The sequence below is a fragment of the Peribacillus sp. TH14 genome (assembly GCF_016651145.1).
GTDB classification, from domain to species: Bacteria; Bacillota; Bacilli; order Bacillales; family DSM-1321; genus Peribacillus; species Peribacillus butanolivorans.
This window is the reverse complement of record NZ_JAEKEK010000001.1, coordinates 3,750,907-3,767,342: the sequence shown is the minus strand read 5'-3', so window position 1 is coordinate 3,767,342 and position 16,436 is coordinate 3,750,907. Positions and strand designations below refer to the sequence as shown.

At 37.6% G+C, this 16,436-nt stretch carries 17 protein-coding genes and 1 riboswitch; of the genes, 4 read left to right on the top strand and 13 right to left on the bottom strand.

Translation table 11 applies throughout. The annotated features are described in order from the left end of the window. Nucleotides 1-278: 278 nt before the first annotated feature. The 3 genes from JFU50_RS18230 (at nt 279) to JFU50_RS18220 (ending at nt 2,881) form a co-directional block, all read left to right on the top strand. Nucleotides 279-677, top strand: coding sequence for a nuclease-related domain-containing protein (locus JFU50_RS18230; protein ID WP_201223597.1), 399 nt, complete (start codon nt 279-281; stop codon nt 675-677). Nucleotides 678-692: 15 nt separating this feature from the next. Next, the gene (locus JFU50_RS18225) at nt 693-1,259 is read left to right on the top strand and encodes a hypothetical protein (RefSeq protein WP_201223595.1); all 567 of its coding nucleotides are present in this window, start codon (nt 693-695) and stop codon (nt 1,257-1,259) included. A gap of 350 nt (nt 1,260-1,609) precedes the next feature. Next, on the top strand, nt 1,610-2,881 hold the full coding sequence (locus tag JFU50_RS18220; RefSeq protein ID WP_201223593.1) for a replication-associated recombination protein A: 1,272 nt from the start codon (nt 1,610-1,612) through the stop codon (nt 2,879-2,881). 29 nt (nt 2,882-2,910) lie between these two features. Here the strand turns inward: JFU50_RS18220 and JFU50_RS18215 are convergent, their stop codons facing one another. The 6 genes from JFU50_RS18215 to JFU50_RS18190 form a co-directional block, all read right to left on the bottom strand. Next, nucleotides 2,911-3,558 carry a DUF2642 domain-containing protein gene (locus JFU50_RS18215; RefSeq protein WP_201223591.1) on the bottom strand — a complete coding sequence of 216 codons (648 nt, stop codon included), beginning with the start codon at nt 3,556-3,558 and terminating at the stop codon, nt 2,911-2,913. 449 nt (nt 3,559-4,007) lie between these two features. After that, nucleotides 4,008-5,939: a hypothetical protein gene (locus JFU50_RS18210; protein WP_201223589.1), complete on the bottom strand. Its 1,932-nt coding sequence runs from the start codon at nt 5,937-5,939 to the stop codon at nt 4,008-4,010. 512 nt (nt 5,940-6,451) lie between these two features. Next, nucleotides 6,452-6,598, bottom strand: a complete 147-nt coding sequence (locus tag JFU50_RS18205) for a hypothetical protein (protein WP_201223587.1) — start codon at nt 6,596-6,598, stop codon at nt 6,452-6,454. Nucleotides 6,599-6,798: 200 nt separating this feature from the next. Next, nucleotides 6,799-7,488 (bottom strand): ABC transporter ATP-binding protein, encoded by a 690-nt coding sequence (locus tag JFU50_RS18200; RefSeq protein WP_201225121.1) that lies wholly within the window; start codon nt 7,486-7,488, stop codon nt 6,799-6,801. After that, entirely contained in the window at nt 7,488-7,865 is a 378-nt protein-coding gene (locus JFU50_RS18195; RefSeq protein ID WP_053347067.1) for a GntR family transcriptional regulator, read from the bottom strand. The genes JFU50_RS18200 and JFU50_RS18195 overlap by 1 nt, the downstream gene beginning before the upstream one ends. Before the next feature lie 3 nt (nt 7,866-7,868). Further along, nucleotides 7,869-8,654: a hypothetical protein gene (locus tag JFU50_RS18190; protein ID WP_201223586.1), complete on the bottom strand. Its 786-nt coding sequence runs from the start codon at nt 8,652-8,654 to the stop codon at nt 7,869-7,871. A gap of 154 nt (nt 8,655-8,808) precedes the next feature. Here JFU50_RS18190 and tagU point away from each other — a divergent pair, with 154 nt between their 5' ends. Further along, a complete protein-coding gene (gene tagU, locus JFU50_RS18185) occupies nt 8,809-9,738 on the top strand; it encodes a polyisoprenyl-teichoic acid--peptidoglycan teichoic acid transferase TagU (RefSeq protein WP_201223585.1) in 930 nt (309 codons plus the stop codon). A gap of 459 nt (nt 9,739-10,197) precedes the next feature. On the opposite strand, the gene JFU50_RS18180 is transcribed toward tagU, so the two are convergent. From JFU50_RS18180 to JFU50_RS18155, 7 genes are all read right to left on the bottom strand, one after another. Next, the gene (locus tag JFU50_RS18180; protein ID WP_201223584.1) at nt 10,198-10,656 is read right to left on the bottom strand and encodes a hypothetical protein; all 459 of its coding nucleotides are present in this window, start codon (nt 10,654-10,656) and stop codon (nt 10,198-10,200) included. 149 nt (nt 10,657-10,805) lie between these two features. Continuing rightward, nucleotides 10,806-11,297, bottom strand: coding sequence for a VanZ family protein (locus JFU50_RS18175; protein WP_201223583.1), 492 nt, complete (start codon nt 11,295-11,297; stop codon nt 10,806-10,808). Further along, nucleotides 11,294-11,425 carry a hypothetical protein gene (locus JFU50_RS31515; RefSeq protein ID WP_274608148.1) on the bottom strand — a complete coding sequence of 44 codons (132 nt, stop codon included), beginning with the start codon at nt 11,423-11,425 and terminating at the stop codon, nt 11,294-11,296. The genes JFU50_RS18175 and JFU50_RS31515 overlap by 4 nt, the downstream gene beginning before the upstream one ends. Before the next feature lie 240 nt (nt 11,426-11,665). Then, nucleotides 11,666-11,872, bottom strand: coding sequence for a hypothetical protein (locus tag JFU50_RS18170; protein WP_201223582.1), 207 nt, complete (start codon nt 11,870-11,872; stop codon nt 11,666-11,668). A 737-nt stretch (nt 11,873-12,609) separates the two neighbouring features. Next, nucleotides 12,610-12,747: an anti-repressor SinI family protein gene (locus tag JFU50_RS18165; protein WP_201223581.1), complete on the bottom strand. Its 138-nt coding sequence runs from the start codon at nt 12,745-12,747 to the stop codon at nt 12,610-12,612. Between the two features lie 20 nt (nt 12,748-12,767). Further along, a riboswitch (cyclic di-GMP riboswitch) is annotated at nt 12,768-12,849 on the bottom strand. Nucleotides 12,850-13,856: 1,007 nt separating this feature from the next. Further along, a complete protein-coding gene (locus JFU50_RS18160) occupies nt 13,857-15,656 on the bottom strand; it encodes an ABC transporter ATP-binding protein (protein WP_201223580.1) in 1,800 nt (599 codons plus the stop codon). A gap of 276 nt (nt 15,657-15,932) precedes the next feature. Beyond that, a complete protein-coding gene (locus JFU50_RS18155) occupies nt 15,933-16,415 on the bottom strand; it encodes a lasso peptide biosynthesis B2 protein (RefSeq protein ID WP_201223578.1) in 483 nt (160 codons plus the stop codon). Nucleotides 16,416-16,436: the final 21 nt, after the last annotated feature.

The window sequence follows — 16,436 nt, the reverse complement described above, 5'->3', positions numbered from 1 at the left end:
TATTGCTCAAGGACGAATTATCTTCTCTCAAGGACGATTGTTCCGCTGACGGACGAATTATCTTCTCTCAAGGACGAATTGTTCCGCTGACGGACGAATTATCTTCTCTCAAGGACGAATTATCCCACATGTAGGACGAATTATCTTCTTTGTAAAACCAACGTTCATTTTTTAAAATGAAAGTTCTGTTCTTTGACACATTTATTTTCACTAAAAATACAGGAAACCTATCATTAATAGAGAATATTTCTATTAAAATATCGATAAGGAGTGGTTAAATGATTATTAAAGAATGCGAGATACCTTTAAAAGTACATATGATAGAAGCTCTAATGAGGCGCTTACCACCTGATCATGCTAGGCAACCGATATTAAACTTAGATATCAAAAAAATCAAAGCTGGATATAGCGGAGAATATAGAGTCTTATCAACTCTAAATGCCCTTCCTGAAAAAGAGTATCTACTCTTTCATGACCTCCGTCTAATCGGATTACCCTTCCCCTTCCAAATGGACATCCTTATTCTAACTTCTTATTTTCTATTAATTATTGAAGTGAAAAACATGGCTGGTGAAATCTATTTCGACAACACATTCAATCAACTTATCCGCACAAATACAGATGGAAAAACGGAAGCTTTTGATGATCCAATTCTGCAAGTGAATCGGCGACGCTAACAGCTGTTAGAATGGTTGAAATCAAAAAAAATCATCAACATTCCAGTAGAAACATTAGTCGTCAGTGCCAATTCGTCAACTATAATACGAGCTGAGAATAGAAATATTAATAGAAAAGTGATACGTAAAGATAGTATTCTTATAAAAATTGGAGAATTAAAAGAAAAATATAAAAAGAAAATCCTTTCAACTAGAGATATGAAGAGAATATCTACTTTATTGCTCGACGAACATACACCTTATATTCCAAAGCTTTTAGAAAGTTATGGAATTCCTATTAACGCCCTTCAAAAAGGAGTGTACTGCCATAAATGCTATGCATTTTCTATGGAGAGGCGATTAAGAAAGTGGATTTGCCGCATATGTTTGCATTCTTCCCATGATGCCCACATCTCCGCACTTCAGGATTATGTATGCCTCGTTAAACCTACCATTACCAACAGCGAATTCCGGCAATTCCTCCAACTCAAATCCCCATCCAGCGCAAAAAAGTTATTAACTTCATTAAAGTTAAATCATTCTGGCCACACCAAAGGAAGAGTTTACTCTTTACGTTCGATTATTGAGGATAGGACGAAATAATTGGTGTGAAGGACGGATTATTTTCCTGAAGGTCGAAATAACTTCCTGAAGGTCGAATTAATTTGAACCACGGACGAATTAACTTCCTGAAGGTCGAATTAGTTTGCTCAACGGACGAATTAACTTCCAGAAGGTCGAATTAATTTGAACCACGGACGAATTAACTTCCAGAAGGTCGAATTAGTTTGCTCAACGGACGAATTTTCTCACTGAAGGTCGATTTATTCCGACCCACGGACGAATTAACTTCCAGAAGGTCGATTTAAATACTAATTCAACTGGATTCACAGCATAATCAGAGCATTTTACCCTTTATTTGTGATACCTTATATAAAAAGGAGAGGTGCGCAATGAATATTAAACCGCTTGCTTTCCGGATGCGGCCTCGGTCGATTGATGAAATCATTGGACAGGAGCATCTGGTCGGTGAAGGAAAGATTATCGCAAGGATGGTCAAAGCCAAGCAGTTATCTTCAATGATTCTGTATGGTCCGCCTGGAATTGGTAAGACATCGATTGCTAGTGCGATTGCCGGAAGCACGAAGTTTGCGTTCCGGACGCTGAACGCGGTAACCAATAACAAGAAAGATATGGAGATCGTCGCTGCAGAAGCGAAGATGTCTGGTAAAGTGATTTTACTGCTTGACGAGGTCCATCGCCTTGATAAAGCGAAACAGGATTTCCTATTGCCTTATCTCGAAAACGGGATGATTACCTTAATTGGCGCGACGACTAGTAATCCTTATCATGCAATCAATCCGGCAATCCGTAGCCGGTGCCAGATTTTCGAGCTCAAATCATTGGAAATCAGCGATATCACAAAAGCCCTGGAACGTGCACTTCATGATGAAGAGCGCGGACTTGGTCAATATAAAACAGAGGTCAGCATTGATGCCCTTACGCATTTTGCGACCGCTTCGAACGGAGATGTCCGCAGCGCTCTGAACGCCCTAGAGCTTGCTGTTATTTCCACCGAACCTGACGAGTCTGAAACGATTATTATAGATTTACAAATTGCCGAGGAATGCATGCAGAAAAAAAGCTTTTCACATGACAAGGATGGAGATGCTCACTATGACGTCCTGTCCGCTTTCCAAAAATCAATCCGTGGCAGCGATGTGAATGCTGCCCTTCATTATTTAGGGCGCTTGGTGGAAGCCGGCGACCTTGTCAGCATTGCCCGCCGTTTGGTCGTCATTGCTTACGAGGACATTGGTCTTGCTAATCCGCAGGCTGGCCCGCGAGCCCTCGCTGCAGTTGAAGCCGCTGAACGGCTCGGTTTTCCAGAAGCCCGGATTCCACTGGCCAACTCAGTTGTCGAGCTGTGCTTATCACCGAAATCAAACACAGCCTATATCGCGATTGACGCAGCCTTATCTGATATTCGCAGCGGCCATAGCGGTGACGTTCCTGACCATCTTAAGGATGCCCATTACAAAGGGGCAAAAGATCTCGGCCGAGGCATCGACTATCTATATCCGCATGACTACGAAAACGGCTGGGTGAAGCAGCAATACTTACCTAACAAACTCCGCAACAAAAAATATTATAAACCGAAAAAGAGCGGGAAATTTGAACAAGCCCTTGCCTCGGTCTATGAAAATATTGAGAAAAAGAAATAACTCCGGATCACACCAGACCCGGAGTTTTTTCATTGAGGAAAATGAAAGCTTTTCACATGTCTCATATTGACAAAAACCGTATCACCTTGAGCATTCACCATCTCAATGATGCTGTCTTGCAGATGATTGATTTTCCCAATATCCATCGGATGCCTACCTAAATTGAGCACGACCAGTTTATTAGTTAACTTTTTTAACTGTTCCTCTAATGTCCGTGCCCAGCTTAAAGTAGAGACCTGAAGTAGTTGTTCACTTTTGTTCAAGCCGTACGGCCCTTTTTCTTCATCACAAACTGTAAGCCACTTCAAATGATCCATCGAGATGAACATCGTTTTAAAAACAGGTGAATAAAAGACGAAGTAGTTATTCATAATGCCAACGATATAGCCATAGACCGGATTTGTTTTAGCGAGTAAAATTTCAACAAACATGCCCTTCGCGTTCATCAACAATTTGCGGAACGACGTCTCACTGATTTCTGGATCTACCCCCATCTCAATCTCCTCATCCGTTATTGGAAAGGAAAAATTTTTAATGTGCCTTAATGGAATGTAGCGGTACACTTGTCCCGTATACAGGACAATAATGTCCGAACTTGCTTCTATTAAAATCCCAACTACTTGAATATTTCCAGAGAGTTCTAGTTCAATATACTGACCAATATTTTTAGATAACAAGTTGTGACCACCTTTCTATTTTATTGTTTAAAAAACTCAAATCCCACCAATAAGCCATTTTGTCCAAATCATCCACAGGCAGATGTAAAACTGTCAGTTAAATGCTAAGACTAAGCCTTTCTTATTTTGAGCTTAGGCTAAATTACATTTGAATTGCCTTGCTTGGCCAATTTTTTCCGGAAATTAGTCATAACTGTGTTAGGGTTTCATCAGTGAGAAACAACATTTCAATCTCTCAATTCTATCCCGATGATCTTTACAGCATTTAATTTAGACCAATTTGGACTGCTATCGACGCGCTTGTAGCCGCAGTAAAATCGCTCCTCGTAACCAGTAAAAGGATTACACTTTTAAGAGTAATAGAATACATTTTCCATTACGAGCACTAGCGGCATGTCCACTTTTCATAAGAAGGCACAACAACTTTGTTGGTTGCTGTACCTGTATGGTCAATCTTCTTCTTTTTTATATTTATAGGTACCATTCGCTGCTTTAATCATATTTTCAAGCCACATTTGCTTAAATATATTTACACGACGACGACGACCCTCAGGTCTGACATTCTCTTCACCCTCAAGACCGACATTCTCTTCACCCTCAAGACCGACATTCTCTTCACCCTCAGGATCGACACTCTCTTCACCCTCAGCTGGACTTTCATTTAAATTATTTTCTTCTGTTGAGAATTCAATTGTACCAAATCCCTCGATAAGGCATTCATTTGAATTGAATTCTTCTGATGAGCTTTCAGTTGAACTACTTTCATCTGATGAGCTTTCAGTTGGATTGCCTTCTTCCGATGAGCTTTCAGTTGAACTACTTTCATCTGATGAGCTTTCAGTTGGATTGCCTTCTTCCGATGAGCTTTCAGTTGAACTACTTTCATCTGATGAGCTTTCTGGTGTATTCCCTTCTTCTGATGAGCTTTCTGTTGGATTACCTTCTTCTGATGAGCTTTCTGTTGGATTGCCTTCTTCTGATGAGCTTTCTGGTGGATTGCCTTCTTCTGATGGGCTTTCTGTTGGATTGCCTTCTTCTGATGAGCTTTCATTTGAACTACTTTCATCCGATGAACTTTCTGTTGGATTGCCTTCTTCTGATGAGCTTTCTGTTGGATTGCCTTCTTCTGATGAGCTTTCATTTGAACTACTTTCATCCGATGAACTTTCTGTTGGATTGCCTTCTTCTGTTGAGCCTTCTGTTGTACTGGCTTCTTCTGTTGAGCCTTCTGTTGTACCTTCTTCTTCTGAGCTTTCAGTTGTTCCACTTTCGTATGGTGAGCTTTCTTCTGTACCACTTTCGTATGATGAACTCTCAGTTGTGTCACTTTCGTATGGTGAGCTTTCTTCTGTACCACTTTCGTATGATGAGCTTTCTGTTGTACCACTTTCGTATGGTGAGCTTTCTTCTGTATCACATTCGTATGATGAGCTTTCTGTTGTATCACTTTCATATGATGAGCTTTCTGTTGTATCACATTCGTATGATGAGCTTTCTGTTGTATCACTTTCATATGATGAGCTTTCTGTTGTATCACTTTCGTATGATGAGCTTTCTGTTGTATCACTTTCGTATGATGAGCTCTCTGTTGAATTACTGTTTTCTGATGAGTTCTGATTTGAATCACTGTTTTCTGTTGATCCTTCATTTGAATTACTGTTTTCTGTTGAGCCTTCATTTGAATTACTGTTTTCTGTTGAGCCTTCATTTGAACTATTTTCATCCTCATCCTTTGCTAAGGACAAAACTTTGATTTGTTCGGTGGTAACATAAAATATTTCTTCATTTTTGACAACAATGACGTGCTCGTCTGCCACTTCAACCAGTACTCCGCCTACCTTTTCAGGTCCGCCGGTATTAATCGAAACCCAGTTGTGGATAAGCAAGGATAGGACGTCATTAAGTGTAATTGCACCCGAAAAGGTAACCTCAGATGAATCATCATTAGATTGGCTTTCCAAGATGGTTACATTTTTAACGTTTGATAACGGGAATACGACAAGCCCGTCCTTCTCGGTGGATAACACTAAAAACTCCTCTTTTGCATCTAAAACCCGGCCAATCTTTGATTCTGGCCCTCCTCCATTCACTTTAATGGAGCTAGCGACAAGTGTTTCCAATAATCCCAAATAAGTATTTGGAAAAACACGCGCTTCATCTACCGTTAAAACATCAACACCTGCTTTTTTCGCTTGCCCGATTACCATTTTCAAATACTGACTGGCATAATAAACTAATTGATTATCTTCTGTTTGAAGAATAATATAATCGTCCTTCACTTCTAATAGCTTGCCTTCTCTAGAATCCGGCCCGCCTTTAAACACTTTCACAAATTTACCTTTCAAAGCTTCAAGGTACGGTAAACTAACAGTCTCTGCCATTTTTCCTTTAGCCTCCAATAGTTATTTATACTTTAATGATATCCGTACTGCATATATATGCGCCTCCTTTCTAATACGGACTCTGCTAATCACCCATTTTAAAGTAAATCCTCGTTCCCCTAGAAAAGATTCAAGCGCTTTTCTCCTTGCAAACAAAAAAATAACCTCGGAAACTTTTCCGAAGCTACATTATTATTTTTCCTTCATATATGAGCACACGGGCACTTTCCTTTTGCCCAGATTTTGTAACTGTCACATAGACCTTTCCTGATTTTTTACCGAGTTGCTTAATGGAAGATGTCACTCCTTTCCCCTTTATAGTAACCAATACGTTTTTTCACAATAAAAAAAACTCCAAATACTAATTTGGAGTCATACAATTTACCTATGATATCCCTTCAGCCACCCGACCACCGATTTTCCACTACTTTCGCGGAGGTCCTCGACATTTTCCTTGGCGATGATCTGGCCATCCTTAATCAGAATGACTTCATCAAGAATTTTCTCGAGAATCACTCACCTTCATCGGATGAGCTTTCAGCCGAACTACTCTCGTTTGATGAGCTTTCAGTCGAACTACTCTCGTTTGATGAGCTTTCAGTCGAACTACTCTCGTTTAATGTGTTTTCAGTTGAATTACTTTCATTTGAAATTGTCATTTTTCCTTTAGCCTCCAATATTTATTTATACTTTAATGCTATCCGTACTGCATATATATGCGCCTTCTTTCTAATAGTGACTTTGCTAATCGCCCATTTTAAAGTAATCTATTTTAATTAGATTCAAAGGCCTTCTCTTTTTCAAACAAAAAAACCTCGGAAAACTTTTCCGAAGCTACTTGATTATTTTCCCTTCATAATTACCTATGATGTCCCTTCAACCACCCGACCACCGATTTCCCACTACTTTCGCGAAGGTCCTCGACATTTTCCTTGGCCATGATCTTCCCATCCTTAATCAGAATGACTTCATCTAGAATATTCTCGATTTCCTCGATTTCATGAGTCGTGATGATAACCGTTCGCTTTTCAAAATCGATATAAGACAGCAAACTACGTACAATCGACTCGCGGACCATAACATCCAACCCTGAAAATGGTTCATCTAATAGCACGACCGGAGCATCCCGTGACAGAGCGAGCACTAATTTAAGCCGACCCCGATTACCTTTCGACAGCGAGCGTACCTTCTTCCGGACATCCAACTTCATGAATGCCAGCATTTCGATTGCCTTATCCCGATTAAAATCAGCAAACTGCGATGCATGAAAATCAATATACTGACCCACCGTAAAATTAGGATAGAAAAAATCAATCTCAGTTAGATAAGAGACTGCCGAGGCAATCCTCCTGCTCACCGCCACTCCTTCGACCGTCACAACACCATGATCCGGTTTCGCCAGACCAGCAATCAGCTTGAGCAAGGTCGACTTACCGCTTCCATTCGCTCCTAACACCCCGTATATCTTCCCCACTTCAAACGTGAGCGAAACATTATCCAGGGCAACGACGCTTCCATATTTTTTCGTTATTTCACGCAGTTCAATCATCATTCTGCTTCCCCCTGCTTCATCAAAAATTGCTGTACTGCTGCCAACATTTCTGTTCTGGACAAGCCGATTTCTTTCATGTTTTCAACGAACGTTTCAATAACTTCTGTTTGAATCCGGGTACGCAGTGAAGCAATCAACGCCGGATCATTTTTAACGAATGTACCTTGCCCCCTTCTCGTCTCCACAATTCCATCCCTCTCAATCTCTGCGTAGGTTCGCTGAATCGTATTCGGATTGACCCCCATCTCAACAGCCATTTCGCGAACTGATGGCAGTTTTTCGCCGCTTTTTATCTCGCCACGCACAATCGAATAACAAATTCGATCGGCTACTTGTAAATAGATTGGTTTTGATGCATGAAAATCCTCTGACATCACTTACACCTCAATCTTTCGGTCTAGCAGCCAACATGAAGCGAGAAACAATAACACTACTCCAATAACATCCAACCCGCTTGCCAAAAGTGAAGTATCCCCTGCTTTAAAATAAAACCCCAACTTGAAATCAGTCATGGTCATCGAAGTTTCGCTTATCGTCTGGATAACCCACATGTCATCAAGCTTCTGATAAAAGGCCGTATTCACAATACTATCCCGAAGCATAATTATCCCTATACAAAGAGCAGAAACAAACAGCCAACGAAGATGTTTAATAGAATGAAACCGGGCGAGCGCATGATATACCACCCATAAAAACAGTAAAAATACGGCAATTACGATACTAACCGTTAACATAAACGCGTCTATCTTAAGTAAGCCCATTATTCCCAACTTATTTTCCACCTGAAAGTCTGCCTGAAAATAACTCACCGGTATCGTCGATGCCACAAAAATAAGACAGGAGGAAAAAATAATCGAAACCATTTGAAATACCATACTAATTAATAACTTACAGCCTAGCAGCATTCCCGCAGACTGGGGATTATAAATCCACAACTGCGTCTTCCCGTCAGAACTCAAACAGCCTAAAATGAGCAGAATCATGATAAGCGGATGCATCATAATGATCAACCATGTGCACATATAAAAAAGACCTGCAACTTCCCAATACCTGGATACTAAAAAAGAAATAAACACTAAACCCACTTGTACAACCAACAGCCAGAGCAGAGCATTTTTCCCAATCAGCCACTCCTTTTTCATTAAACCTTTAAATGAATTCAACTTCTCAACCCCTTTACCACTGTGTTAGTTACATAGTACACAATAACACCAAAAATTGTCAAAGGTATTATAAAATAACAAAATAAACTATTCTTTTAAACTGAAATTAAATATAATAGACTAAGTGATTACAAAACGAGGAAGGAAGTAAGATATGAGAAACGAAAAAAAGAAGAAAAAGAAACGGACATGGCTGAAAGTAGTCGGAATTGTCGTCCTTCTTATTATATTAGGCGGTGGGGCCTTTGCCTTCTCCGTATGGAATGCCCTAACAAAAACTGTAGAAACGATGCATACGCCCATAGACCGTAACACGGATAAACGAACTAAGGACCTTACCCTATCAGATCAGGAGCCCTTTTCTATACTCATGCTCGGTGTCGATGAACGAGATGGCGACAAAGGCCGTTCTGATACAATGATCGTCTTAACCGTTAATCCACAAAAGAAATCGGTTAAAATGCTGAGCATCCCGCGTGATACACGCACCGAGATTGTCGGACACGGTACACAGGATAAAATCAACCACGCGTTTGCATTTGGCGGCGCGGAAATGTCAATGGATACTGTCGAGAACTTCCTCGATATTCCGATTGACTACTATATGAAGATCAATATGGAAGGCTTTAAGGATATCGTTGACGCAGTCGGCGGTGTGACTGTGCAAAATAATTTGGACTTCAGCTCTGATGGTGTTCATTTCGCAAAAGGTACGCTTACCCTTAATGGGAAAGATGCGCTAAGTTATGCACGAATGAGACATGATGATCCGAATGGTGATTTTGGCCGTCAATCCAGACAACGCTCCATTATCGAGGCTGTTATCAAGGAAGGCGCAAGCATTTCATCCTTGACGAAATACGATGAAGTTTTCGGTGCACTAAGTAAAAATATTCAGACAAATTTGACGTTTGATGACATGATGGACATCCAAAAGAACTACCGGGCCGCAAGCAAAGACATTTCCGAATCATCCATTAATGGCACTGGAACGAAAATCGACGGAATCTACTATTATATTGTGTCGGAAGAAGAACAAGAAAAAGTTCAAACCGAATTAAAAGAACATTTAGCCATAAAATAATAAATAATAAAAAAGCTGTCTGGACCCGCATCCAGACAGCTTTTTCATTTTCTTCGTCCAATATTCTGACAAAAAACGGACATCAATTGTAGAGATTTGTTGGAATCTTTGTTGTTTATTAGGCGCAAAAAGACGGTATAATCTAGTATGAGTTGAATATTCCTTTCTTCCACTTGAACCTTTTTTATCACTAGACACTATTATTCTTTGGACACGAAATTATGTTAAATATCCTTCATATTCTATAACAATCATAAAAGGAGTGAATTGTATGAAAATCAAGGCAGGTAGTTGGACAATGCTAAGCAAGCAGGACAAAATGTTTATTCTGAAAGCCATCAGTGATCGCTCTAAAATGAAATATGTTTCATGAGAAGGAAAACTGTTGATTTCCTAGGTATATACCCTCTCCATTTTCAATAATTAAAGGAATCTTAAACCTCGAAAAAGGAGAGGAATCTATTCAAAACGATAATCCCATAACAAACGCCATTCGCCTTTTTCCTTTACCACATAGCAATCTTGTTCTATTGTAAACACGCCAAAGCGAGAATCGAAGACCTGTGTTACAGGAATCATATAGGCAGTTTTATGCACTTTTCCATCCTTAGCCAGGCTCCAGTTCTTCACTTTCTTAGATCGACCTACATCATACTGAAAGGTTTCCACTTCCATATGCTGCATAAATACGTGGGCCCGATTTTGCACATAATCGCCTCGATTTGGGAACCGCAGCTTCATTTCAGAACTTAATAAATCCCATGACTTCCCGAACTCCGCCCCACTCTCATACTCATAAAAATCCTCCACCAAGCGTACAGAGCCACTCGGCCAAAGAAAAATGATACAACCTCCTACAGCTAAAACTAGGAGCATACTTGCCAATATTCCTTTTGGACTCTTATTTTGTCTTTTCATCTTTCATCACCTTCACAAAGGTCATTGCTATAATATATATGAGATAAACGATAAAAAAGAAGCATGTTGTTAGACATACTTCTTAAGTATTGTATGGGTACGATTTCATGGGAGATTTCTTATTTATAAGGAGTTGAAGTATAAATCATTCAATGACGCTTTCGCCGTCGATTTATTATAAGAAAGCATAAAATACCTAGTAATCCACCAAACGTATCAAGCATAACATCCTGCCACAAGGGGGTACGTCCACCTGTGAATTTTTGATGCAGTTCGTCCGCACTAGCATAAAAAAGGACGCACAAAAGAGAACCTGAAAACGTAATTATGCTGTTCTTTATAAAAGTGCGCCAAACACTAATCGTCAAAAAACCGAACACAAAAAAGATAATAAGATGGGCACCCTTTCGAATAAAAAACTCCAAAAATCCAGCCACTCCAGCTGTATGAACACTCACCTCAAGACCACCATACATAAATGAAATACCACCGAGTTTTTCATACAAAAACGGGGTATTTAACTGGCCTAAAAAGGGAGAAATCCTTTGCTCCTCATACGTCTGTGAGGAAAAAAAGAAGATTAACATGGCCCATAAAACGAACAAAGCTGGGATTAACCACTTACGGAACTTACGGATCATATTCTATCATGTTCCTCAATGATACCGCTTAGTTTTTCCTTAAGATCTTCCACAAGATCATTTACTGTAACATCCTGCTGAAACTCGCCTTTTGTATACGTATCTATTAATATATCAATAAAATCCATTAGAATATCCACTCCAATTTGAATAGAGCCACTATGTAAAACAGTTGTACTAAACCTATTTTTCTAAAATAAGGAATATAGCTCTTTTAATTGATAATCACATATAAAAAGTGTATTGGCAAGCGGAAATAAATTCAAAAAGGGTAAAATCAGAATTTTTAAAGAAATATTAATAGAATAATCACAAAAAGTTCATAACTGACGGATTATTAATATCATCAGCTGAAAATATGTAGTTCATTAGGTGTAAAAAACAAAAGAAAAAGAAATCAAAAAGGACTGATCTCTCAGCCCTATTTGATAAACACCCTTATGATCGACCAAGAAAAAAGTCAATAAAGAAATCAAGATTAAAGTAATAGTAATATAAGACCCAATAAAAATTTTCTTGCTTCTTTCTTTCTTTTCATAAACTTCCTCGAACGTAATATATTTATTTTTTGTCATCAAATTCTCCTTGTATTTTGATGGCGACTTGACATCGCCTTCGCGAAGCCCTTTTAGCTTTTTCTTTATATTGTAGTATCGTCAAATATACAAAAATATTAACTGTTTTATTCACTGTTTCTTTGTTGGGCATTTATATCTATTCGTCACTTTCTAGTCTACTATAAATCATACAAAATACATTAATTCAAAATATTCCAATATACCAATTACCCTATTAAACTGTCCAAGGTTTCATCCACCACTAAAAAGTTTTCTATCTCTATCTGTTGCTAAAGAACTGTTTTTAAGGCTGCAATTTGTTTAAACCATTTACTGTTCTTAAATAATAACACTTCTTTGTACTCACTACCTTCTTCATATTAATTCAATAAGAAAACGCTTACAATAGTACTATATACTTATTATCCTAATTTTTCATTAAATATTTTACTACTTGTTGAAAAGTCTTAGAGCCGGAACATTTTTGTCAGGAATAATATCTAATTATATCCGAATATTCTATAGAAATATTGGTACTTACAATTTCCGAACAATACTATAGGGAACTAACAATATATTGTGCTAATCTATTAGAAACTCTTAGGTATCAGCTCGCGCGAAAGACTAATTTTGTTGATAGCAGATTGCTTCATCCGCAAGATTTTAAGTTATAAGAAAGAAAACAGTAGAATCCAGTTCATAAAAAAAAGGCTGAATAACAGCCCTTCATAGTATCTAAATATCTTTTTGTTTTCCTACTTCCAATTCTTATGGGGTTGATTATTCAAGTTCTGTTCATTCTGAATAAACTCTCGCACTTCTTGAATGGAAACCCCTACACTTTTTGCTTCCAAAATTAAATTAATCCATTCTGCATCAATTTTTTTCTGCATATCTTCTTTTTCACCCTATTTGTGGTAACACAGCCGTCTTAGCATAGCCTTAGACCTGTAATTTTGCGTCCCTACTTTTCAATAGGTTTGCCCTTCTCAAGAGTATTGAATATTTAATAAGATCTTACGATGGTGGTTAAAACTTTGATGAAGACACTTCCATTATCTGATTTAAAAAGCTTAGCCCGAATTAATTTGAATGGTGTCTAAATTTCTTTCATTTGAACTAAAGGTATAATTTCCCTTCATTCTTTTTACAGTAACCCAGCCATCCTAGCAAATACCTTAGACCTCAGGTTTTGCGCCCTTACTTCAATTACTATATTGAGATTAATTATACTTAATAAGCTAATAATTGTTAATAGATAACTATTAATTACTTTATAACATTATTCGATAAAGTTTTAATTAGTAAGTAATCTTAATGTCTCTTCTTATAAATCTTAAATTCTATTTTCATTAATCTAATGACCGACAATAACTAATTACTAAAAAAACTTTAAACATACCTAAGTACCCATTCACCCATGCAAAGTCTCCTGCCCATACCATATGCCAAAGAACTGTTTTTAGATGCCCGAAACAATTTACTGATTGGTTACCTAGGGCATTGCAGGTCTTTAATTCTAAAGAACAGAATATGTATTTAATCCTCTATCATTGTCTATGTCCCAAACTCTTATTTATTTTATAATACTCATTATAATTTTAATCCAACCAAAAAATGACAACCACAATGGAAGGCTGAATAACGTTCCCCACAATAATCCCCTCACAAAATTGCTAGGTTCATTCATAATAAAATATCCCTCTTATTTATTTGATTTTTTATTATTATGACCTTGTCCTCACTCTAAGATACCCATTCACCCCATTCTAACCAAAGGGGTAGAAACAGTTTGTGGTTGATTAGAAAACAGTTCATAAAAAAAGAAGGCTGAATAACAGCCTTCCCCAAGTAAACATATTCTTATATTTTTCACATTTTTGTTTTAAACCTCATTAAAAGAAGAGCAGTCCGCAATACAAACCATTATTAATGGGCTGTATTGCGGACTGCTCTTCAACTATTAACCGAATGGGTTATTCTTTAAATGAACATTTTAAGGTTACACACTTGATTCTATTTGAATACCTAGTAAATTGCTAAACATTCCTCTTTTTTCACTCGCTAGTTGGTTATATTCACCGACTTGAATAATTTCTCCCTGATCCATTACCAATACTTGATCCGCATTACGAATAGTCGATAGCCGATGAGCAATTACAATAATGGTCATGGTTCCTTTTAATCTTTCGATAGCTGCTTGGATCTTCGCTTCATTTTCCGTATCTAATGCACTTGTTGCCTCATCTAAGACAAGGATAGATGGTTTACGTAAAATGGCTCGGGCTAATACAAGCCGTTGTCTTTCTCCTCCTGACAGTCGAACTCCTCGGTCACCAATGAGCGTATCTAGACCTTGTGGAAGCTTACTGACAAAATCATCAGCAGCAGCGAACTCTAAAGACTCCCAAATGGATTCATCGCTTGCATTAGGGTCAATAATCATCAAATTTTCCCGTATAGTTGCATTAAATAGAAACGGATCCTGAGGTATATAACTAATCGATTTCCTTAGTGATAATAAGTGATCACTAGTAAGTGGGATATCATCAATACTGACCTCGCCCCGATCAGGTTGATTTAATCCCATTAATAGATCAATTAAAGTACTTTTTCCGGCTCCTGATCGGCCTACTATAGCCGTCATACGGTTAGAAGGTATGTGTACATTTATATTTTTAAGAGCATACGTACTTTCATTTTGATTATACCTAAAGTAGACATTACGACAATCTAGTCCATTTTTTATTTCAATAGATTTAATATTTTTATAATCTGAATCATATAACTCTCTTGCTTCCCTACATTCATTTTGTAAATCTAACAATGCTTTAAAAGATGGAAGAGTAGATCCTATTTGCTCTAAATTAGATTGGATACTAGTAAACCTTGGCCATAACCTTGAAAAAATAACCATTATCAACATTAATTGAGCTGGCTGGGCCATGAACATCTTTATCGAAAAAAAGACAAAAATCGCAATTAAAAGTGAAGAAACAACCTTGAAGATCATTTGAGAAGTTGTATTTAATGTAGTTAACTTAATTCTGTTTTTTTCCATTTTTTCAGTTAAGGAAAGAAACCAACTCAAATGAGAATCTTCTAATGAATTACTTTTAATATCCTTCATTCCATTAAGGTGATCAGTAATACCCGCTAAATATGTTTGTGTTAGTTGAAAAGTTTCTTTTCCTAAAGACTGAGACTTTTTGATAAATTTTCTGGAGAAGAAGATTAGGATCAATCCAAAAACTATGATAAAACTAGTCATTGTAACAGATAAATAAAGAGCTATACAGATTTGAATGAAAGTAAAAATAAGAGAAGATAAAAACTGTAAGAATAAATTAATACCCGCACTTACATTGAAGGTTTCATTTGTCATGATGTTGATGATATCAGATTTCCTCTTTTTCAGGTAAAATCCCCAATTTACTTGCAATAAACTTCCATAGGTCTCATCTCTTAAATGTCTAATAAAACCTTGCTGGATTTTCACACCTAGGATTGTTTGATTCCGCTTAAAAATACTTTGTCCCACCATTAAAATCACGTAAACTCCCAGTATCAATACAAGACTGATAGTTTCAGGAATTCCTACGAATAATTCATTAACCCAACTTAAAAAAGGAACTTCCTTTGTACTAATATCTAAAATACCGGTCAATCCAATCAACGGGATTAATAAGAAAATTCCTACGCCCTCTAAGAATCCTACTAAAATCATGCAAATAAGATTGATATAAAGAATTTTCCCCGAATAATCATGTATACGCTTGGTAAAATGCAAGAGATGCTTCATAACCATATCCTCCTATCACAGAGCTTGTTTCTTCGTTATCCAGAATGTCTACATAGCATTTTGCAATATTGCTGAGTTACGACATTTGAAGGAAAGGTATTGGGGCACATTGTAGCTTTATAAGAACTTCTACCTAATGGATATAATAGAATAAGAATGGGGTTGGTGATTCGAAGAAATAGGGATTTGTTTCTTTATATACTCTCTATTATAAACAACCGTCTTCGGAGGAAATCGTGCTATACGTTCCCCCGTTTATTAGAGGTATAGAGATCACTAACTAGATTCTTGTTCTTCCAGCTTTTCAATGCTGTTCTCTTTAGCGAACTTAGAAACAACCGTGAACCTATCCATCACTTCAGCACCTGTTATATAAAAAGGACCGCTACGTAGCCAAGCATGTGCAATGAGTTCTCCATTCTCATCCTTAGCTGTTCCTAAATAAAGAGTACTCTCAATATTTCTTTTCTCCAGCATTTTCATGCCAGCCATTGCCTTTACTAGGCATTGGCTTTCCCAAAAAGTATAGCGACTCATAATTCGAATTGCTCGCGATATACTAGCTAATACCTCTTTATTCGATGAACTGGAGATATATGATGTTTCTTTCATTTGTTCACCTAGTAAAGGAGCAACTTTTGAAAATGAGATACTCTTAAGATAACGAGCTCTACCTAAATGTAAAAAGGCCTCAATAAACAGTAACTTTGTTTTATTATTCAATCGAAGAAAAGTATGAGCTTTCTTTGTGATATTCATTGTTTCCTCCTAGAGCTAGAC